The sequence below is a fragment of the Sulfitobacter sp. AS59 genome, from assembly GCF_038899995.1.
Lineage (GTDB): Bacteria > Pseudomonadota > Alphaproteobacteria > Rhodobacterales > Rhodobacteraceae > Sulfitobacter.
Genome location: NZ_JBBMQK010000002.1, coordinates 573,312 through 593,588, shown reverse-complemented (window position 1 = coordinate 593,588; position 20,277 = coordinate 573,312). Strand labels below are relative to the sequence as shown.

Annotated in this window: 21 protein-coding genes; 17 read left to right on the top strand and 4 right to left on the bottom strand. The window is 57.5% G+C overall.

Annotated features, from left to right (window positions below; all coding sequences use genetic code 11):
* Positions 1-1,146, top strand: coding sequence for an iron-containing alcohol dehydrogenase (locus tag WNY39_RS07220; RefSeq protein WP_342844925.1), 1,146 nt, complete (start codon positions 1-3; stop codon positions 1,144-1,146).
* Between the two features lie 91 nt (positions 1,147-1,237).
* Here the strand turns inward: WNY39_RS07220 and WNY39_RS07215 are convergent, their stop codons facing one another.
* Positions 1,238-2,356 carry a Do family serine endopeptidase gene (locus WNY39_RS07215; RefSeq protein WP_342844924.1) on the bottom strand — a complete coding sequence of 373 codons (1,119 nt, stop codon included), beginning with the start codon at positions 2,354-2,356 and terminating at the stop codon, positions 1,238-1,240.
* 158 nt (positions 2,357-2,514) lie between these two features.
* On the opposite strand from WNY39_RS07215, the gene WNY39_RS07210 reads away from it, so the two are divergent.
* The 6 genes from WNY39_RS07210 (at position 2,515) to WNY39_RS07185 (ending at position 8,260) form a co-directional block, all read left to right on the top strand.
* The gene (locus WNY39_RS07210; protein ID WP_342844923.1) at positions 2,515-3,186 is read left to right on the top strand and encodes a response regulator transcription factor; all 672 of its coding nucleotides are present in this window, start codon (positions 2,515-2,517) and stop codon (positions 3,184-3,186) included.
* A complete protein-coding gene (locus WNY39_RS07205) occupies positions 3,183-4,550 on the top strand; it encodes a HAMP domain-containing sensor histidine kinase (RefSeq protein WP_342844922.1) in 1,368 nt (455 codons plus the stop codon). Before WNY39_RS07210 ends, WNY39_RS07205 begins: the two co-directional genes overlap by 4 nt.
* Before the next feature lie 86 nt (positions 4,551-4,636).
* Positions 4,637-6,052 carry a cytochrome ubiquinol oxidase subunit I gene (locus WNY39_RS07200; RefSeq protein WP_342844921.1) on the top strand — a complete coding sequence of 472 codons (1,416 nt, stop codon included), beginning with the start codon at positions 4,637-4,639 and terminating at the stop codon, positions 6,050-6,052.
* Between the two features lie 10 nt (positions 6,053-6,062).
* A complete protein-coding gene (gene cydB, locus WNY39_RS07195; RefSeq protein ID WP_342844920.1) occupies positions 6,063-7,070 on the top strand; it encodes a cytochrome d ubiquinol oxidase subunit II in 1,008 nt (335 codons plus the stop codon).
* A complete protein-coding gene (locus WNY39_RS07190) occupies positions 7,070-7,180 on the top strand; it encodes a DUF2474 family protein (protein WP_341233873.1) in 111 nt (36 codons plus the stop codon). Before cydB ends, WNY39_RS07190 begins: the two co-directional genes overlap by 1 nt.
* 114 nt (positions 7,181-7,294) lie before the next feature.
* Entirely contained in the window at positions 7,295-8,260 is a 966-nt protein-coding gene (locus tag WNY39_RS07185) for an NADPH:quinone oxidoreductase family protein (protein ID WP_342844919.1), read from the top strand.
* Here the strand turns inward: WNY39_RS07185 and WNY39_RS07180 are convergent.
* Entirely contained in the window at positions 8,257-9,237 is a 981-nt protein-coding gene (locus WNY39_RS07180) for a DMT family transporter (protein WP_342844918.1), read from the bottom strand. The two genes, WNY39_RS07185 and WNY39_RS07180, sit on opposite strands and share 4 nt — an antisense overlap.
* Positions 9,238-9,345: 108 nt before the next feature.
* Here WNY39_RS07180 and WNY39_RS07175 point away from each other — a divergent pair, with 108 nt between their 5' ends.
* The 10 genes from WNY39_RS07175 to WNY39_RS07130 all read left to right on the top strand — a co-directional run bounded on the left by WNY39_RS07175 (position 9,346) and on the right by WNY39_RS07130 (position 18,013).
* A complete protein-coding gene (locus tag WNY39_RS07175; RefSeq protein WP_342844917.1) occupies positions 9,346-9,870 on the top strand; it encodes a carbon monoxide dehydrogenase subunit G in 525 nt (174 codons plus the stop codon).
* Between the two features lie 64 nt (positions 9,871-9,934).
* Positions 9,935-10,864 carry an ABC transporter ATP-binding protein gene (locus WNY39_RS07170; RefSeq protein ID WP_342844916.1) on the top strand — a complete coding sequence of 310 codons (930 nt, stop codon included), beginning with the start codon at positions 9,935-9,937 and terminating at the stop codon, positions 10,862-10,864.
* Positions 10,861-11,622, top strand: coding sequence for an ABC transporter permease (locus tag WNY39_RS07165; RefSeq protein WP_342844915.1), 762 nt, complete (start codon positions 10,861-10,863; stop codon positions 11,620-11,622). Before WNY39_RS07170 ends, WNY39_RS07165 begins: the two co-directional genes overlap by 4 nt.
* A gap of 53 nt (positions 11,623-11,675) precedes the next feature.
* Complete coding sequence (locus WNY39_RS07160) at positions 11,676-12,473, top strand: S49 family peptidase (protein ID WP_342844914.1); 798 nt, start codon at positions 11,676-11,678, stop codon at positions 12,471-12,473.
* A gap of 172 nt (positions 12,474-12,645) precedes the next feature.
* Positions 12,646-13,599 (top strand): calcium/sodium antiporter, encoded by a 954-nt coding sequence (locus WNY39_RS07155; protein WP_342844913.1) that lies wholly within the window; start codon positions 12,646-12,648, stop codon positions 13,597-13,599.
* 13 nt (positions 13,600-13,612) lie between these two features.
* On the top strand, positions 13,613-14,392 hold the full coding sequence (locus WNY39_RS07150) for an SDR family oxidoreductase (protein WP_342844961.1): 780 nt from the start codon (positions 13,613-13,615) through the stop codon (positions 14,390-14,392).
* A gap of 286 nt (positions 14,393-14,678) precedes the next feature.
* The gene (gene uvrC, locus WNY39_RS07145) at positions 14,679-16,544 is read left to right on the top strand and encodes an excinuclease ABC subunit UvrC (RefSeq protein ID WP_341233881.1); all 1,866 of its coding nucleotides are present in this window, start codon (positions 14,679-14,681) and stop codon (positions 16,542-16,544) included.
* A gap of 119 nt (positions 16,545-16,663) precedes the next feature.
* Positions 16,664-17,323, top strand: a complete 660-nt coding sequence (pgsA, locus tag WNY39_RS07140) for a CDP-diacylglycerol--glycerol-3-phosphate 3-phosphatidyltransferase (protein ID WP_342844912.1) — start codon at positions 16,664-16,666, stop codon at positions 17,321-17,323.
* Positions 17,323-17,568: a molybdopterin converting factor subunit 1 gene (moaD, locus tag WNY39_RS07135; protein WP_342844911.1), complete on the top strand. Its 246-nt coding sequence runs from the start codon at positions 17,323-17,325 to the stop codon at positions 17,566-17,568. Before pgsA ends, moaD begins: the two co-directional genes overlap by 1 nt.
* Before the next feature lies 1 nt (position 17,569).
* The gene (locus WNY39_RS07130) at positions 17,570-18,013 is read left to right on the top strand and encodes a molybdenum cofactor biosynthesis protein MoaE (protein WP_342844910.1); all 444 of its coding nucleotides are present in this window, start codon (positions 17,570-17,572) and stop codon (positions 18,011-18,013) included.
* Here WNY39_RS07130 and WNY39_RS07125 read toward each other — a convergent pair whose 3' ends face one another.
* The gene (locus WNY39_RS07125) at positions 18,014-18,340 is read right to left on the bottom strand and encodes a hypothetical protein (protein WP_341233885.1); all 327 of its coding nucleotides are present in this window, start codon (positions 18,338-18,340) and stop codon (positions 18,014-18,016) included.
* A gap of 1 nt (position 18,341) precedes the next feature.
* On the bottom strand, positions 18,342-20,231 hold the full coding sequence (locus WNY39_RS07120) for an OmpA family protein (RefSeq protein ID WP_342844909.1): 1,890 nt from the start codon (positions 20,229-20,231) through the stop codon (positions 18,342-18,344).
* Between the last annotated feature and the right edge of the window lie 46 nt (positions 20,232-20,277).

Genomic DNA, 20,277 nt, shown 5'->3' with positions numbered 1-20,277 from the left:
ATGGAGCTGAAAAACAACTGGTCCTACCCCACTGCAATGCGTTTTGGTGCGGGCCGCATATCCGAGATCGGCGAGGCCTGCGCGGCCGCTGGGATCAAGAAACCACTGCTTGTCACGGACAAGGGGCTGGCATCGATGGCCATCACCACCAAGACGCTTGACCTGCTTGAGGCCGCGGGCCTTGGCCGTGCGATGTTTTCCGAAGTGGACGCGAACCCGACCGAGATTAACCTTGATGCGGGCCTGAAGGTTTACCGCGACGGGGGCCATGACGGTGTGGTTGCCTTTGGCGGTGGGTCTGGCCTTGATCTGGGTAAGATGGTTGCGTTTATGGCGGGCCAAACGCGCCCTGTTTGGGATTATGAGGATGTCGGCGATTGGTGGACCCGCGCCGACGCAGATGCCATCGCGCCGATCATCGCCGTGCCGACCACGGCTGGTACGGGATCAGAGGTCGGTCGCGCGTCGGTGCTGACCAACTCTGAAACCCACGTGAAAAAGATCATCTTTCACCCCAAGGTGCTGCCAACGGTTGTGATCTGTGACCCCGAACTGACTGTCGGGATGCCAAAACATATCACCGCAGGCACCGGCCTTGATGCCTTTGCCCACTGTGTCGAGGCGTTTAGCAGCCCGCATTACCATCCCATGAGCCAAGGTATCGCGCTGGAAGGCATGCGTCTGGTCATCGATTATCTGCCTCGCGCCTATGCCGATGGCACCGATATCGAGGCGCGCGCGCAGATGATGTCAGCCGCCGCGATGGGGGCCACAGCATTTCAAAAAGGTCTGGGTGCGATCCACGCGATGAGCCACCCGATTGGCGCGGTGTTCAACACCCACCACGGCACCACCAACGCCGTGTGTATGCCTGCGGTGCTGGACCTGAATGAAAGCATGATCCGCGAACGCTTCGACCGTGCCGCAGGATATCTGGGCATCGAGGGCGGCTATGACGGTTTCCGCGCCTTTGTGCAGGATTTCAATGACAGCTTTGCCATCCCACGCAAACTGTCCGAGATGGGCGTGACCGCTGATCGTATGGATGATCTGGTCGCCATGGCGTTGGAAGACCCGTCTTGCGGCGGCAATCCGGTTACCTTGACCAGCGATAACCTGCGCAAGCTGTTCGAGGCGACAATCTAAACTGAAAAAATGCCCCGATAGGTTTCTATCGGGGCATACAGGCTGGAGTGTGACTGCCAGCTTGAACGAGGCAAGCCCGCTGGCAGCTCTGTTATGCGTCTTGTGCGGCCAAGGTGCCGATCTTGACGGCGCGGGTCACTTCCTTGCCCCGGTGCAGAACCACCACATCAGCCGTTTGATCGGGGTCCGTGTCCGCCACGGCGCGGGTCAGATCGCGCAGTTCGTCAATCTCGGTCCCGTTGAACGACAAGATGATATCGCCCTTTTTCAGCCCTGCCTTTTGCGCGGGACTATCGTCGCTAATGGCTTCGATCACGGCCCCTTTGGGCGCGTCATAACCCAAGACCTGCGCGATCTCGTCGGTCATCGGGCGGATTTGAACGCCCAGCCAGCCGCGTGTGATCGACCCGTCATCAGCCAGATCGGCAACGATGTTTTGCACCAGATCGGAGGGCACGGAAAACCCGATCCCAACAGACCCGCCACCGGGGGACAGGATCGCGGTGTTGACGCCGATCACTTCGCCAGCGTTGTTAAACAGCGGCCCACCCGAATTGCCACGGTTGATCGCTGCATCGGTCTGGATGAAGTCATCATAAGGGCCCGCGTTGATGTTGCGCGATTTGGCCGAGATGATACCGGTGGTCACTGTGCCACCAAGGCCAAAGGGGTTGCCCATGGCCACAACCTCATCGCCCACACGCATGCTGTCAGATGATCCAAAGTTCACGGCGGGCAGATCAACATCGGCCTCGATTTTCAGCAGGGCAATGTCGGTCAACGGATCGCTGCCGACAACTTTGGCCTCAAAGCTGCGCCCGTCCGACAGCTTGACGGTAACCTTGTCCGCGCCTTCGACGACGTGGTTGTTGGTCACGATCTGACCGTCGGTTGAGATAATAAACCCTGAGCCAAGACCCTGAACCGGCTGCGCCTCGGCCCCTTGGCCGGGCATCATTTGTTCAAACCGCTTGCGCAATTCTTCGGGCATGCCTTGGGGCAATTCAACCTGCGCCTGGGGTTTCGTGGTTGTCCCTGAAACTTCGATAAACACGACCGAAGGCGATATCGTTTCGACCAGATCGGCATAACCGCCTGCCGGAACCGCCAATGCGGTGGTGGGGGCGATTGCCACCAAAGATGTCGACGCCAAAGCGGCAGCCAGAACAAATGGCAATGCGCGGCGGGGTGATTTCGTTAAAGATGTCATGTTTGCTTCCTTACATCATTGGTATGGTCCCCAAATGGCTGCCCGTTGTTACAGGGCGTTTTTGCGCCATATACAAATCTGTAAGATTGCTTTGCAGGGCTGCCGGACGCCTCTTTTTTGAGGTATCGCCAAGGCATGGCTTGGACGGAACGGATGAAATGAAACTGCTTGTAGTAGAAGACGATGCCACCACGGGCACCTATATCGCGCGCGGTTTGCGCGAAGAGGGGCATACCGTTGATCTGGTGACGGATGGCCGCGAGGGGCTGTTTCAGGCCACATCAGGCAGCTATGACGTGCTGATCATTGACCGGATGCTGCCAGAGGTCGACGGGCTGACGCTGGTCAAAACGCTGCGCGGTGCGGGCAATACCACGCCTGTGTTGTTCCTGACGGCGATGGGTAGTGTTGATGATCGGATCAGTGGTTTGAATGCGGGCGGGGATGATTATTTGGTCAAGCCGTTTGCGTTTGGCGAATTGTCGGCGCGGGTCGCGGCATTGGCCCGCCGCCCCCAAGCGCTGGAGCAGGAAACGGTACTGCGCGCGGGCGACCTTGAGATGCATTTGATCACCCGCAAGGTCACGCGGGCGGGGCAAGAGATTGATCTGCTGCCGCGTGAATTTGCGCTGCTGGAACATCTGTTGCGCCGCAAGGGCCGGGTGCAGACGCGCACCATGCTGCTTGAGGCGGTTTGGGACATCAGCTTTGATCCGATGACCAATGTGGTCGAAACCCACATCAGCCGGCTGCGCGCGAAAGTAGACAAACCGTTTGAGCGTGAGTTGATCCAGACCGTGCGCGGCGCGGGCTATAGGATCGCTGGATGAGGGGCCGGATCAGTCAGCTTTGGCGGTCGATGCCGGTTCGGTTGGCGCTGCTGTTGGTGTTGCTGTTTTCAACCGTCAGCTTGATCAGCCTTTTGGCCAGCTATGCCGTGACCCAAAATTCGTTTGAAACCGCGATCCGCGCTGACCTTGAACAAGACATCGCAGGGTTTCGCGCAGCCCCTAATTCGCGGGCGGTTTCATTGTTGGTAGATGCTGAATCCCGTGGGACAGACCCGAGTCGCGTGATCCTAAGCTATATCACCCCGAACGGGCAGATATTTGGCAACGGGGCCATCGCGCGTGATGACGAAGGGTATCACATCGTTTCCCTCGCCGAGGGGCAGGCGCAATATGACGGGGAATATTTGTCGCTGACCACACGGCTTTATGGCGGGCAGCTGACCGTTGCGCGCAGCCTTGCCCAAGTCGAAGCGTTGCGCGTCGTGTTCTTTAACATCCTGTTGCTCAGCCTCTTGCCAACGGTTCTGATTGCGTTGTCGGGGGGCCTATATCTGGCGCGGCGCAGCAAACGCCACGTCGAGGTCATTGGCGGTATGTTGGATGATCTGACCAATGGCGATCTGTCGGCGCGCGTGACAGTGGGGCCGCGTTGGGCGGATGATTTGGTGCGCATCGGTGGCAAGCTAAACCAGATGGCCAGCGCGCAAGAGGCGCAGACGCAGATGTTGCGGCAGGTATCCTCGGACATCGCGCATGATCTGAAGACGCCGATCCAACGGGTTGCCGTGCATCTGGATGATCTGGCCCGCACCATTCCGCCTGCGTCAGAGGAAGGTGCGTTGCTGGGGCAGGTCCAAGACGAGGTTGCTGGCATCGCATCAGTCTTTCAATCGCTGCTGCAAATTGCGTCGGTCGAATCCGGATCACCCAAGGCGCATTTCAAACCCGTCGATTTGAACCAGCTGTGCCAGACCATGACCGAGGTTTATGAACCAGCGGCTGCAGCCAATGATCAATCGTTGATCTGCGAGGTGCCAGCGCAGGTGGTTCAGGTGTCAGGCGATAAAAATCTGTTGGGGCAGGTGCTGGCAAATCTGGTTGAAAACGCCGTGCGCCACACCCCCAAGGGCAGTGAAATTACCGTAAACCTTGTGCAAAACGCAGGTCGCGCGGTTCTTGAGGTCGCCGATAACGGGCCAGGCATTCCGGCGTCCGAGCGTGAAAATGTGGTGCGCCGGCTTTATCGTCTGGACCGTAGCAGGCACACCCCGGGCAATGGTCTGGGGCTAAGCTTGGTTGAGGGCGTCGTGAAGCTGCACGGCGGTGATTTGGCATTGTTGGATAATGGGCCGGGCCTAAAGGTCAGGATTGAATTTCCAACATATTCACCTGCGGCAATTTGATATTGTGACACTGGCCAAGGTTTAGATTAGATCTAAGTTGAGCAATGCGAAGCGATGCCTTTGCACTCAATGACGAAAGGTCTGATATGTTAGATGGGTTTTCTGCCGAGGTGTTGGCGCGGGTCCAGTTCGCCTTTACCGTTTCATTCCACATCATTTTCCCGGCATTCTCGATCGGGTTGGCCAGCTTTCTGGCCGTCCTGAATGCGCTGTGGTTGTGGACCAAGGACGACACATATCAGGTTCTGTTCGACTACTGGAAAAAAATATTCGCCGTGGCATTCGGCATGGGCGTCGTGTCGGGCATCGTTATGTCCTATCAATTCGGCACCAACTGGTCGGTGTTTTCGGACAAAGCCGGGCCGGTCATCGGGCCGTTGATGGCCTATGAGGTCCTTTCGGCATTCTTTCTTGAGGCCGGATTTCTGGGCATCATGCTGTTCGGTCTGAAACGCGTCGGCGCGGGACTGCACATGTTTGCCACCGCGATGGTCGCCTTTGGTACCTTGCTATCGGCCACTTGGATTTTGTCGGTGAACAGTTGGATGCAGACGCCAGCGGGTTACGGCCTCAACGAGGTCGGGCAATATATCCCGCTTGATTGGTGGAAGATCGTCTTCAACCCGTCCTTCCCTTATCGCTTGGTCCATATGGTTCTGGCGGCCTATCTGACAACGGCGCTGGTTGTTGGCGCGGTCGGCGCATGGCATCTGTTGAAAGACAACAAAGGGCCCGCATCGCAACGCATGTTTTCGATGGCGATGTGGATGCTGCTGTTTGTAACGCCCCTGCAAATCGCGGCAGGGGACTTCCAGGGCATCAACACGCTGGAACATCAGCCTGCAAAAGTCATGGCGATGGAAGGCCATTTCGACAGCCACCCCGATGGTGCGCCGCTGATCCTGTTCGGCATCCCGAACCAAGCGGAAAAGCGCGTGGACTATGCCATTGAGGTGCCCAAGCTGTCGTCGCTGATCCTTAAACACGATCTGAACGCGCCGCTGGCTGGCCTTGATACCATCCCCGACGAAGACGAGCCGCCGGTTGCAATCGTGTTCTTTTCGTTCAGGGTAATGGTCGGTTTGGGCTTTGCGATGCTGGGGCTTGGCTTGTGGGGCGCAATCATGCGGTGGCGTGGGAAATTACACAGCAGCCCGATGCTGCACCGCGCGGCCATCGTGATGGGGCCGATGGGGTTTGTTGCGGTGCTGGCTGGCTGGATCACCACCGAAGTCGGCAGGCAGCCGTTCACGATCTACGGGCTTTTGCGTACCTCTGACAGCCTTGCACCTGTCAGCGCACCAGCCGTTGCTGCATCGCTTACTGCCTTTATCATCGTGTATTTTTTCGTCTTTGGCGCGGGGGTCTATTACATCCTGCGTTTGATGGGGAAACGGCCCAAGGTCGGTGCCGTGGGCGAGATTACGGATGGCCCAATTCGGACGGCAGGCACGACGCAAGTCGCGCATAAAGGCCACAAAAACCAACGCCCCGCGGAATAGGAGAGATACCATGTTTGGACTTGAGCTTTCTTTCATCTGGGCGGGCCTCATCGCGCTGTCGGTTTTGATCTATGTGATCCTAGACGGGTTCGATCTGGGCGTCGGCCTGCTGTTCCCGCTGTCCAAAGATGAGGAAGAGCGTAACCTGATGATGAATTCGGTCGCGCCGATCTGGGACGGGAATGAAACCTGGCTGGTGCTGGGGGGCGGCGGGTTGTTCGCCGTCTTCCCGCTGGCCTATGCCACGATCATGCCCGCGCTATATATGCCGATCATCCTGATGCTTCTGGGGTTGGTGTTTCGCGGCGTGGCCTTTGAATACCGCTGGCGGACGACGCGTTGGAAAGGGCTTTGGGATATCTCATTTTTTGGCGGGTCTTTTGTTGCGGCGTTCTGTCAGGGCATCGCCTTGGGCGCGCTGGTGCAAGGGATCGAGATCGAAAACCGCGCCTATGCGGGCGGTTGGTGGGATTGGCTGACGCCGTTTTCCATCCTGACCGGCGTCGCGGTGACGATGGGCTATGCCATGCTGGGCGCGACTTGGCTGAACATGAAGCTTGAGGGACGCATTCAGGCCCATATGCGGCGGTTGGCGTGGCCTTTTGCCATTGCGACCGTGGCCTTCATGGGCGTTTTCAGCATTTGGACCCCGTTTCTGGATGGCGAATACTACACCCGCTGGTTCGCCTTCCCCACGGCCATCTTTACGTTCTTGGTGCCTGCGCTGGTCGCTGTTGCCGTTTTCGGACTGTTCCAAGGTCTGCGGCGGCACTGGGATGTGACGCCGTTCCTCTGCGCCTTGGCCTTGTTTGTGCTTGGGTTTGCGGGCATCGGGATCAGCTTTTACCCGCATATAGTCCCGCCATCCCTGACCATTGCCGAAGCGGCGGCACCTGACAGCAGCCTGAAATTCGCGCTGGTCGGCACGTTGGTCTTGCTGCCGATGATCCTGTCCTACACCGCCTACACCTATTGGGTGTTCCGGGGTAAAATTGACCCTGCCGAAGGGTATCACTGATGGGTGGCAAGTGGCTGTCCAGAACCGGCTGGTTCGTGCTGATCTGGGTGCTAAGCGTGCTGGCCCTTGGTATTGTCGCCTATGCGATCCGGTTGGCGATTGTTCCGTAACGCAAGGTAATCGGGTTGAATGCCATTGGGCCAGCGGACGGGGTTGCAAAACTGCCGATCCTCTGGCCCTTTTGCGTCCAGATTTATCGACGGACCAACCCCAAGGAATTTCCCATGCGCGCCATGCAAGTCACCGCCTATGATCAGCCGCTTCGCCTGCAAGACCTCAAGGTGCCGACGCCGGGCCCCGGTGAAGTCTTGGTTAAGGTTGAAACCTGCGGTTTGAATTTTGGCGATCTGCTGCTGATCAAGGGGACCTATCAGGAAAAACCCGCCTTGCCGTTTACCTTGGGCATGGAGTTGGCCGGCACCGTGACCGCAGTGGGCGAGGGGGTGCAGGGCCTCGCAGTGGGCCAGCGCATCGCGGCCTACAGCGGTTTTCACGGGTTAGCGGAATATGCGGTGGTTTCTGCCGACATCTGCGTGCCGATCCCAGATGAGATGAACGCGGTCGACGCGGCCGCGTTTCTGATTGCGTATGGGACCAGCCATGTGGCGTTGGAGTATAAGGCGCGGTTGCAGCCCGGTGAACGGCTGTTGGTGTTGGGCGCATCGGGCGGCGTGGGCCTGACGGCGGTTGAGCTGGGCAAGCTGATGGGGGCCGAGGTGATCGCCTGTGCACGTGGTCAGGCCAAGCTTGATATCTGCCGCGCGGCGGGCGCGGACCATCTGATTGATTCCGAGGTTGATGACATCCGCGAACTCGTCAAATCGCTGGGCGGTGCCGACGTGGTCTATGACCCGATTGGCGGTGATCAGTTCAAGGCCGCCATGCGTGCGTGCAACCCCGAGGCACGATTATTGCCGCTTGGCTTTGCCTCGGGCGAGGTGCCGCAGATCCCTGCGAATATTGTCATGGTTAAGAACCTGAATATTCTTGGCCTGTTCTGGGGCGGTTATAAGAAATTCAAACCCAAGGTGCTGACTGACAGCTTTAGAACGCTGATCGATTGGTATGTTGCGGGCAAGTTGAAACCCCATGTCAGCCATGTGTTGCCGTTGGAACAGGCGAACGAAGCGCTGGACCTGCTGCGCACTCGCAAGGCAACCGGCAAGGTCATCGTGCGCGTGTCAGACTAAAGTCCGCGCAAGGGCTGCCTGCGCAAGGATGCGCGGGCTTTTTGACGTTCGCGCAGAAACACGAACAATCCCGACCCCAAGATCAGCGCGATGCCAACCCAGACTTCCCACACGGGCAAGTCGCCAAAGATCACCAGCCCCCAGAACACCGCCAGCGGCAGGCCGATATATTCAAAGGGTGCCACGGTTGCAGCGTCGGCAATGCGATAGGCTTGGCTGAGGCAATAGCCGATTACGGCGGCGTTCAGGCCCAGACCCAAGAACACCCAGATGTCGCCCTGCGCTGGCCAGACCCATGCTCGCAGCAAGAACTGCATTGACGGGGCGCTGCCATCGGTGGCAAAGCGGCCATCGCCCGCGAATAGGAAAAACCCGATCGAGACGACCAGAAACGTGCCTTGAATATAGATCGCCAGCGCCGACGCCTTGCTGTGCACGCCAAGCTTGCGGGTCATCAGTTGGTTCAAGGCATAGGTCAGCGCCGCCACCACGGGGAGCAAAAGCACCAGCCGCGAGGCCTGCAAGCTTTCTGCATCCGCCCACGGACGCTGCATAATTATGACCCCCAAAAAGCCAACTGCCACGGCACCCAACCGCATGATGCCGACTTTCTCGCCCAAGATCGGGATCGACAGCAATGTGATAAACAGCGGTGCCACAAAAAACAGCGCGGTCGCATCGGCCAAGGGCAGGGCGGCCAAAGCCAAAAAGAACGTCATATTGGCGATCACCACGAGCAATCCGCGTAGCAAGTGCCAGTGCCACTGCGACGTTTTCAAGATGCGCCATCCGCCCTCTAGCTGAACAAGGGCAAGGCCGAACAGGATACCGATAAAGGCGCGTGCAAAGACGATTTCATGCAAAGGATAGCCGCCCGACAATTGCTTGATCAGCATGTCGTTGATCGAAATTGCGAACACCCCGGCAAAGATAAAAGCGATGGCTGCGCTGGACTGGCTGTGTGCATTTGCATTCATATCGAAGACCTATCAGCTATATGCATCCTGTCCAGCGTGTTTCCGTCTTGGCGCGCGCATTGTAACTGCGCTAGGCTGGTGGAAATATCGCCTCAGGAGGATACACCGATGCAAATGTCAGACACGCGCCAGATCGCCGCCACCCCCGAAGAGGTTTACGCCGCATTGCTGGACCCCGACATGCTGATCAAATGCGTGCCGGGCGCGACCGAAGTCACCGGATCGCCGGAAGAAGGCTTTGAGGCGACCGTGGTGCAAAAGGTCGGGCCGGTCAAAGCGACCTTTAAGGGCCAAGTCGAAATGTCCGATCTGGTGCCGGGGCAATCGCTGAAAATCAGCGGCGAGGGCAAGGGCGGCGCAGCAGGCTTTGCCAAGGGTGGCGCGGATGTCCGGCTGTCGGCCAAGGATGGCGGCACTGAATTGACCTATGATGTTGAGGCCAAGGTAGGCGGCAAGCTGGCGCAACTTGGCAGCCGGATCATTGACGGCTTTGCCAAGAAAATGGCCGATCAGTTTTTCAACAACCTGCAAGAAACCCTTGAAGGGCCAGCTGGTGCGGAGGCGGCGGACGCGGATGAGGTCGCCGCCGAGGCACCAAAAAAGAAGGGGTGGTTCGGGCGCGAAAAGTCCTGAACTAACCCCCTGTTATCTTGGCCCTAATCAGTTTAGCTTTCGGAAAAATTATCCGGAGGCTGTGATGCCAGATATTGTCGAAATTCATAACTTGCGCAAAGCCTATGATGACGGGTTCGAGGCCCTTAAAGGGGTCACGCTAAACATCAAGAAGGGCGAAATTCTGGCCCTTCTTGGCCCGAATGGGGCAGGAAAAACAACACTTATTTCAACGGTTTGCGGGATTACCACAGCAACCGGCGGGACGGTCAAAGTGGGCGGTCACGACACGGTTTCCGATTACCGCGCGGCCCGTACGATGATCGGTTTGGTCCCCCAGGAAATCAACCTAGAGCCGTTCGAGACGGTGATGAGCACCGTACGGTTTTCACGCGGCTTGTTTGGCAGGCCCAAAAATGACGCGGCGTTGGAAAAGATCCTCAAGCAGTTGTCGCTGTGGGATAAGAAAGACACGCAGATCCGGGCATTGTCAGGCGGCATGAAGCGCCGCGTGTTGATCGCCAAGGCACTTGCTCACGATCCGCGCGTATTGTTCTTGGACGAACCCACCGCTGGCGTCGACGTCGAATTGCGCCGCGACATGTGGGAGATCGTGGCCGAGCTGAAAGCCGACGGTGTGACGATCATTCTGACGACCCACTATATCGAGGAAGCCGAAGCAATCGCAGACCGTATCGGCGTGATCGCCCACGGTGAATTGCTGCTGGTCGAGGATAAAGACAAGCTGATGGCGCGCATGGGCAAAAAGCAACTGACCGTGCAGCTGTCCAAACCGATTGATAAACTGCCCGCCAGCCTGACCTCTGACGCGTTGGTGTTGTCACCGAACGGCGAAAGCCTGATCTATACATATGACACGCGCGCTGAACGCACGGGCATCACCAAATTGCTATCCGATGTAGCGGCGGCTGGCCTTGTGCTGACCGATATTGAAACGTCCCAAAGCAGTCTGGAAGACATCTTTGTGGATCTGGTAAAGGAGGATGCAGCATGAACTGGATCGCTGTTTCATCCATCTATAAATTCGAGATGACCCGCTTTTTCCGGACGATCACGCAAAGCTTTGTATCGCCGGTTTTGTCGACATCGCTGTATTTTGTCGTCTTCGGGGCCGCCATTGGCAGCCGCATCCAAGAGGTCGAAGGCATCAGCTATGGGGCGTTCATCGTGCCGGGCCTGATCATGCTAAGCGTCATCACTCAGTCGATTTCGAACGCGTCCTTTGGCATCTATTTCCCCAAATTTATCGGCACTGTGTTTGAGCTGCTGTCGGCACCGATCAACTTTATCGAGATCGTGCTGGGCTATGTTGGGGCTGCTGCGACCAAGGCGCTGTTCATCGGGGTGATCATTCTGGGTACGGCGTTCTTCTTTGTCGATATCACCATCCAGCACCCTGTTTGGATGGTCCTGTTCTTGGTACTGACCTGCATCAGTTTTTCCCTGTTCGGTTTTATCATCGGGATTTGGGCGGGCAATTTTGAGCAGCTTCAATTGGTGCCGCTCTTGATCATCACGCCGCTCGTGTTTTTGGGTGGGTCATTCTATTCAATCTCGATGTTGCCGCCCGTTTGGCAGGTAATCTCTCACTTCAATCCGGTTGTTTATCTGATCTCGGGCTTCCGCTGGTCCTTTTTCGGGGCCGCTGATGTGCCGATTGTCACCAGCCTCTTTGCGATTGCGGGTTTCACCGCGCTGTGTCTTGCCGTGATTTGGTGGATTTTCCGCACCGGGTGGCGGATTAGGCAATAACTATCGTGAGGTCCTTCTTGTTTGGGAACGATACGCGTTCTACATGGAGGAGTATGAGAACATACATTCCCTTCCTGAAGTCGCATCCAATCGTTGCGGTCGTCCGTTTGTCTGGCGTGATCGGCGGTCGTGGCCGTAGCGGCCTAACCGACGAAAGCATTGGACCCGTCCTTGAAAAAGCATTCCGTCGCGGTAAACCAGCGGCGGTCGCCCTCGAAATCAGCTCTCCCGGCGGTAGCCCGGTGCAGTCGTCGTTGATCGGGGCGCGGATCAGACGTTTGGCGGCGGAAAAGAACATTCCAGTCATCGCCTTTGTCGAAGATGTGGCCGCTTCGGGCGGGTACTGGCTGGCAGCGGCGGCGGATGAGATTTATGGCGACCCAAGCTCAATCGTCGGCTCAATCGGTGTTATCTCGTCCTCCTTCGGGGTGAACGAACTGATCAATCGCCACGGCATCGAACGGCGCGTCTATACGGCGGGGCAATCGAAATCGATGCTTGACCCGTTCCGCCCTGAAAAGGCCGAAGACGTCGCGCGGCTGAAAGCTTTGCTTGGCGATATCCACACCAATTTCATTGATCACGTTCAAGAGCGGCGCGGCGACAAGCTGGATACGGAAACGGATTTGTTCACCGGCGAAATCTGGCTGGCAAAACGTGCCACCGAATTGGGGCTGATCGACGGCATTGGCCACATGCTGCCCATGCTCAAGGAACGCTTTGGCGATAAGGTGAAATTCGCACGCTACGGCAACAAAAAAGGTCTGTTGTCACGCTTTGGTGCGCAGATACTCGGCGATGCCGTTGACGGCATCGAAGAACGCGCCGCCTATGCGAAATTCGGCCTGTAGGTATGGTTCTTAAGATCGTCCTGCTGTTTCTGGTCGCTATGGGTGTACTTGCCTGGTTTGGTAAAATGCACTGGATCGGCGGCAAAAGATTCAGCCAATCAAAGTGTAAGTCTTGCGGTCGCTACCGCATCGGTAAAAACCCCTGTGGCTGTGGGGGTAAAAGCGGATGATCATGCCATGGCTGCTAAGTATTCTGGGGCTGGTAATCCTGCTTTTGTCGGGTGACGCTTTGGTTAAAGGGGCGGTGAACCTGTCGCTGCGATTGGGCGTTCCAGCGTTGATCGTTAGTTTGACGATTGTCGCATTCGGGACTTCTGCGCCGGAACTGCTCATCTCGATCAAGGCGATATTGGACGATGCACCGGGCATCGCGCTTGGGAATGTGGTTGGGTCGAACACCGCCAATATTCTGCTGGTGCTTGGTGTGCCTGCGTTGCTGGCCACGATGCACACGTCTGAATGCAATACGCGTAAGACGTATAATATGATGATCGGCGCATCGATTATCTTTATCTTGCTCGCCTTGCGCGGCGTGTATGATTTCTATGCGGGTGCCGTTTTGCTCGCCTGTCTTGCCTATGTCTTGTTCGATGCGGTTTGCGACACCCGCAAACACCGTCGCGATAGCAAAGGCGCGTGTCCGGTCGATATGGAAGAACCCGAAGGCGCGGACCCCGATATGCCGGGCTGGCGCATTGCTGTGTTCCTCGTGCTGGGCTTGATCGGCTTGCCATTGGGCGCGGGCTTGTTGGTGGATAATGCATCCGTGATCGCGCGGGCATACGGCATCAGCGATACGGTCATTGGCCTGACCCTTGTTGCGATTGGTACGTCCCTGCCGGAACTTGCGACCACGGTCATGGCCGCGTTGCGCCGTCAGGCGGATGTGGCACTGGGCAATGTCATCGGATCGAACATGTTCAACCTGTTGGGCATCATTGGCGTGGCCAGCTTGGTTGGCCCGATTGAGGTTGATCCGCAGTTTATGCGCTTTGATTTCTGGGTGATGCTGGGCGCGTCTTTGCTGCTGATCCCCTTTGTCTATTTGCGAAAAGATATCACACGGGTTTGGGGTATCGTGCTTTGCGGACTATATGTGCTGTACTTGGGCGCTATTCTGATCTGAGAGAGGCCGCATGATGAAGACTGCATTGGTAACGGGTGCCGGTGCGCGGCTGGGCCGTGCTATGGCGCTGTATCTCGGCACGCGCGGCTATGATGTCGCTGTGCATTACAATACATCCTCCGAAGGCGCGGATGAAGTCGTTGCAGCGCTAGAGGCGATGGGCCAGCGCGGCGTTGCTGTTCAAGCGGACCTGCTGAACGAGGATGAAACCCAGAGCCTGTTTTCCCGCGCTGTAGCGGCTTTGGGTGCACCGATTACATGTTTGGTCAATAACGCATCAATCTTCGAATACGACAACGTCACGACCGCAACGGCTGAGAGTTGGGACCGCCACATCGGCAGCAACCTGCGAGCGCCGTTCATTCTGACACAAGCGATGGCCAAGCAGGGGCTTACCCCGCTGACCGACGAGAATGGCGAGCCGAAAGCGCGCGGGTTGATCGTGAATATGCTGGACCAAAAGGTGCGCAAGCTGAACCCGGAATTCATGACCTATACCATCGCCAAAATGGGGTTGTGGGCCATGACACAGACCACGGCACAAGCCTTGGCCCCGGCCATCCGGGTGAACGCCATCGGCCCGGGCCCGACGCTGCAAGGTGCCCACCAAACCGCTGAGACTTTTGCAAAACAGCGGACGCGGGTCCTTTTGGCACGCGGCGCGAACCCCGAGGATATTACGGCTGCACTAGGCTATTTTCTGGACGCACCATCGGTAACAGGGCAGCTGTTATGCGCGGACGGCGGAGAGCACTTGGCGTGGAAGACGCAGGATGTACATGGGTTTGAGTAGACCAAACCGTGAAAGTTTTGCACTTTGTCACATGCGTTTACAAATCTGTAACAAATAATGTCGTGTTTTCAGTAGTTTGGGAAGTGACGGCAGAAATGTGGCGCAATTACAGGCATTTGAGGGTGTGCCTAAAAAATAGGCGTTCGGTGGAAGTCTGCTGAAAACAAGGAAAAACACGGCTTCGCAGAAAGTTATCTGCAAGGTTATCCACAGGAGTCGGGGGTATGTTTCGTCTTGTCCCTGATCGCCAACCATTGCAGCACAGGACCTAGAGTTTAGCGAATCGATGACGGATAAATCTGAAACACCAAAGACCGGCTATGAGGTCATCCAAAGCTACCTGAAGACCATTGACGGGTCTCCGGGGGTGTATCGCATGCTGGATTCGGAAAGTCGGGTTTTATACGTGGGCAAGGCGCGCAACCTGCGGGCACGGGTCAGTAATTATGCGCGCCCGTCAGGGCATTCGGGGCGCATCACGCGGATGATCTCGAACACCGCGTCAATGATGTTTCTGACCACCAAAACCGAGACCGAAGCGTTGCTGCTGGAACAAAATCTGATCAAGCAACTCAAGCCCAAGTTCAACGTTCTGCTGCGCGACGACAAAAGCTTTCCCAATATCTTGGTCACGGACGATCAAGACTATCCGCAGATTAAAAAGCATCGCGGCGCGAAGAAAGAAAAGGGCAGCTATTACGGCCCCTTCGCCAGCGCGGGGGCGGTGAACCGCACATTGAACCAGTTGCAGCGGGTGTTTTTGCTGCGCGATTGTTCCAATGCGATGTTCGAAAGCCGAACGCGCCCGTGTTTGCAACATCAGATCAAGCGGTGCTCGGCCCCGTGCGTGGGCAAGATCAGCCCCGAGGAATACCAAAAAACCGTTCAGGACGCGCAGAAGTTTTTGAATGGGAAATCGACAGACATCCAAGGCCGGCTTGCCGCAGAAATGGCTAAGGCATCCGAGGAGATGGAGTTTGAGCGGGCGGCGGCCTTGCGCGATCGGATCAAGGCGCTGACACAGGTGCAGACCGCCCAAGGGATCAATCCGCAAGGGGTATCCGAGGCCGACATCATCGCCTTGCATATGGCGCAGGGGCAGGCCTGTGTTCAGGTGTTCTTTATCCGGGCCAATCAGAACTGGGGCAACCGTGACTATTATCCGCGCGTCGGCCCCGATGTGGACGCCGCCGAGGTGCTGGAGGCCTTTATTGGCCAGTTCTATGACACCCGCGAACCACCCCGGCAGTTGATCCTGTCAAACGAGGTCGAGAACATGGATCTGATGGCAGATGCGTTGTCGGGAAAACTGGGCCGCAAGGTTGAGCTCCTCGTGCCCAAGCGCGGCGAAAAGGCCGAACTGGTCGATGGTGCGCTGCGCAATGCGCGCGAATCCCTTGCGCGCAAGATGGCCGAAACCGCGACGCAGGCGAACCTGCTGAAGGGGCTGGCCGAGGCGTTTGATCTGGACGGCCCGCCGCAGCGTATCGAGGTGTACGACAACTCGCATATCCAAGGGACCAATGCCGTGGGGGGCATGATTGTCGCTGGGCCTGACGGGATGATGAAAAACCAGTACCGCAAGTTCAACATTCGCGGCGAGGACCTGACCCCCGGCGATGACTTTGGCATGATGAAAGAGGTTCTGACACGGCGGTTTAAACGGCTGCTGAAAGAAGACCCCGATCGTAGTCTGGGCATGTGGCCGGAACTGTTGCTGATTGACGGCGGGGCAGGGCAGGTCAGCGCGGTTGCGTCGATCATGCGCGAATACGGGGTGGAGGATATCCCGATGGTGGGGGTCGCCAAGGGCGTGGATCGCGATGCGGGCAAGGAAGAATTCTACCGCGTCGGTAAACGCCCCATGGCGCTGCGCCACAATGATCCGGTGCTCTATTTCATTCAGCGTTTGCGGGACGAGGCGCACCGCTTTGCAATCGGGACACATCGGGCCAAACGGGCCAAGGCCGTGGGGGCAACACCGTTGGACGATGTGCCGGGCGTTGGCGCGGCGCGCAAGCGTGCTTTGCTCGCGCATTTCGGATCGGCCAAGGCGGTGGGTCGCGCAAATCTAAACGATTTGCTGGCGGTCGACGGGGTCTCTCGTGCCTTGGCCGAGCGCATATATGCATTTTTTCATGAGGGTGGTTGACCAGATTGCAGGTTGGTTGCTGTATCTGCGGTGGGACGCTCCGCGGGGAGTTTATTTGGCAAAATGAAGAAGATATGTTGGTGCTTCCCCCCCGCTGGTTCGCGCTGTAGGGTGCGGATATGAAGTGGAATATTCCAAATACGCTGACGTTATTACGTCTGATCGCTGCACCCGGTATTGCCGTGCTGTTTTTGTTTCTGTCACGGCCCTATGCGGACGGGTTTGCAATGCTTTTGTTCATCGCTGCGGCGGTGACGGACTGGTTTGACGGCTATCTGGCGCGGGCTTGGAAGCAAGAGACAAAGCTGGGTGCGATGTTGGACCCGATTGCCGACAAGGCGATGGTGGTCATTGCCTTGATGGTGATTGTCGCGTTTTCCAGTTGGTCGCCTTGGTTAGTGCTGCCTGCGACCGTGGTTTTGTTCCGCGAAGTATTTGTGTCAGGCCTGCGTGAATTTCTGGGTGACGTTTCAGGCACGCTGAAGGTGACCAAGCTTGCCAAGTGGAAGACCACCGCGCAGATGGTCGCGATTGCGGTGTTGTTCAGCCAAGGCGTCTTTGAGCATTACTTTGGCATTTCTGACATCGGGGTGGATATCATCTCGGGCGAGACAACGGGCGTTGGCCTTGAGTATGAGCTGATCGGTCATGACATGGACCTAGAGATATGGGCAGGTCGGGTCGGATTGGTACTGTTGTGGATCGCCGCCGCGCTGACTGCGATCACCGGGATCGATTATCTGCGCAAGGCACTGCCGCATTTGACGGAGCCGAAGTAATGGATGTTCTGTATTTCGCATGGGTGCGTGAACGTATCGGTGTGCCCCGTGAACAGGTCGATACAGATGCCGCGACAGTGATGGATTTAGTGGCGGAGCTGCGGGCGCGGGAAGAACGTTATGCGCTGGCGTTTTCGGACCTGAGCAGCCTGCGGGTCGCTGTGGATCAAGAGCTGTCTGATTTTGATGCGCCCTTGGCCGGTGTGCGCGAGGTTGCATTTTTTCCACCCATGACCGGGGGCTGACATGCATATTTCAGTTCAGCAGGGGGCCTTTGATCTGGGTGCTGTGTCGGCTGAGTTCGCGCGGGGGCACACAGACATGGGGGCTATCGTCACCTTTACCGGCATTGTGCGCGACCTGCCCGACGACCCGTTGCAAGCGATGGAGATCGAACATTACCCCGGCATGACCGAATCTGCGCTGCGTGGCATGGCCGAGCAAGCGATAGAGCGGTTTTCGCTGGGCGATGCTTTGGTCATTCACCGGTATGGGACGTTGGTGCCCGGTGAGATGATCATGATGGTCGCAACAGCTGCGCGGCATCGCAAAGATGCGTTCGAGGCGGCCGAGTTCTTGATGGATTACCTGAAATCCCGTGCGCCATTCTGGAAACGTGAAATCACCAAAAGTGGTTCGGAATGGGTGGCGTCGAAAGACGAGGACGAGGACGCGTTGGCCCGCTGGTGATCAGCTGGCCCGTTCGCGTTCAATAAAGGCGCGCATTTCTTCGGCCTCTTGGCGCGCATCGCGTAAACCATCCATCGCCGCACGCAATTCCGCCTCGGTCTGGCTGAGCTGGTTGGTCAGCTCTGCCTCGCGTTGTTGAAGATAGGTGATTGCCTGATCACGGGTTTCTTCGGCTTCGTGCAGTTCCTGGCTCATCCGGTCAAGTTCGGCCACATCACCCGCCGCGACGCGTGTAAACCTGTGCAGCAGCCAATTGGCAAACCAGCCCAAGCTAAAGGCAACAAATAGGACAATCGCAGTGGCGATAATAAACTCGGTTCTGCTCATGCTACTTGCCTTCCTGCGTGGTCGTTGATGCGTCGGGATTTGTATCGCCTGTATCTTCGGCGTTTTCCAGCGCTGTTTCGCCTGTTTCGGGGCGGATCAGGCGGAACTCGATCCGACGGTTGGCTTCGCGGCCCTCTTCGGTGTTGTTAGGGGCAATCGGGTTCTCTTCGCCAAAGCCCTTTGCGACAAAGGATGCTGTGAGCACGCGGCGGGCGCGCAGTTCGTTCAGAACCGACTGGGCGCGCGACTGGCTGAGGGCAAGGTTCATTTCCTCGCGGCCCTGACTGTCTGTATAGCCTTGGACCTCTAGCGCGATACCGCCGCATTCTTTCAGGATCTCGGCGATCTGGTCCATTGTTCCCAAGGCGGATGCATCGATGGTCGCACTGCCCGGTTCAAAGGTGATCTTGCCCTTGGCAATCACGGCAGCAATTTGGGCTTCGCATTCTTCGGGGGTTGGCAGGCTTAGCACGGGGTCGAGCCGTTCCTGATAGACAACCGCCACATCGTAATCTTGGCTTTCGCCCAGCTTTCCGGCCAGCAAGGTCGCGATTTGCGATCCGGCATCGGGGTTGCCCGTGTTGCCCGTTACGCTGATGGTGTCAGGGCTGACGATCACAGTACCGTTCGCCAGTTTCGCCAGGGCATCAAGCCCGGACAACACCCGCGTGGGCCAATCACTGGGCAGCCCTTCGACGACGCGGGCGGCGGTATATACCTTGTCCGAGCCGAAGTTGGCCTTGGCATAGCTGTCGGCCAAATTGCGCAGCGCCTCGTTGCTGAGGCGGCCGCGCAGTTGCACGTCGCCTGTGGGCGACAAGGTCGCGACAAATTCCGGGGGGCCAGCATTGGGGTCGGCTGCGACGGGCAGCTTGGCCGTCAGGGCGAAAACATCGGGGAGCGAGGTTTCCAGCTCTCCGATCACGCGGTCGAACAGCGCCTGATCGGCCCCTTCTTCTGCGATCAGGTGAATGTCGGCATCAACAAAGCTGACCGACCCGCCACCAATTTCGGCAAGCGCAGCAATTGCGGTTTCAACAGCATCGGCCCAACGGGGCGTTGGCACGCCCATGCCCACGGTGCAGCGTTGCCCTTCGGGTGCCCCTGCGTTTACCGCCGCCTTCAGGATTTGATCGCGGGCAGCTTCGGTATCGGCGCTACAGGCGTCAAAGTCCGTCTCTTCTTCGCTGATCTGAAAACGCAGGGTAAAGGGCGTGATGACCGGGCGGGGGGCCGAGATGTTCAGCGTCACGTTCAGGCCGGGCGGGGTCGCGCGGCGCAACTGGGTCTCAAGCCGTGCCTTGGCCTCAGCGCTGTCAGAGATGGCCGTGATGATCACTCGGCCTGCGGAGACGGATACTTTGGCGCGGGGCAGTTTAGCCATGGCTGAAATGGCAAATCCAAACGCGTCTTCCCAACCGTGCGGCGACGGGTAATTCGCAGATTCAAGAAAATCGGCGACATGATCCTTACCAGCCATCGCATTAAAGCGTTCAATGGCGGCGTCGCGGTCTGTGGTGGTCGGGATCAACCCGCTGATGGACACGCCGGAATCATTGCGCAGAATTTCAGCCGAAAACCGCGGTGCCGCGATTGCAGCCTGCGATTCAACCGACATCAGATCAATCACACGGGCCGCATCAACCACCGTTCCGGCAGCGCTTAGCGCGTTAAAGCGAACCACCTCGTTTGGTGCAGTCCCCGAAAGCGTTACCTGAAGCCCGTCTGCCTCGACCTCTGCCCATGTCATACCTTGTTCATCCAACACGTCGCGGACACCGATTTCAGAATTGTCTTCGATCAGCGTGACCGAGAAATTTGCAGCAACCAGCGACAGCGTTGCAGCGACTGAAAACGTCAGCGCGATGATCAGAATGGCAGACAAACGCATAAGTTCATTTCTAGGATCGTTAATGTTAAACAAGGTGATACGCGGG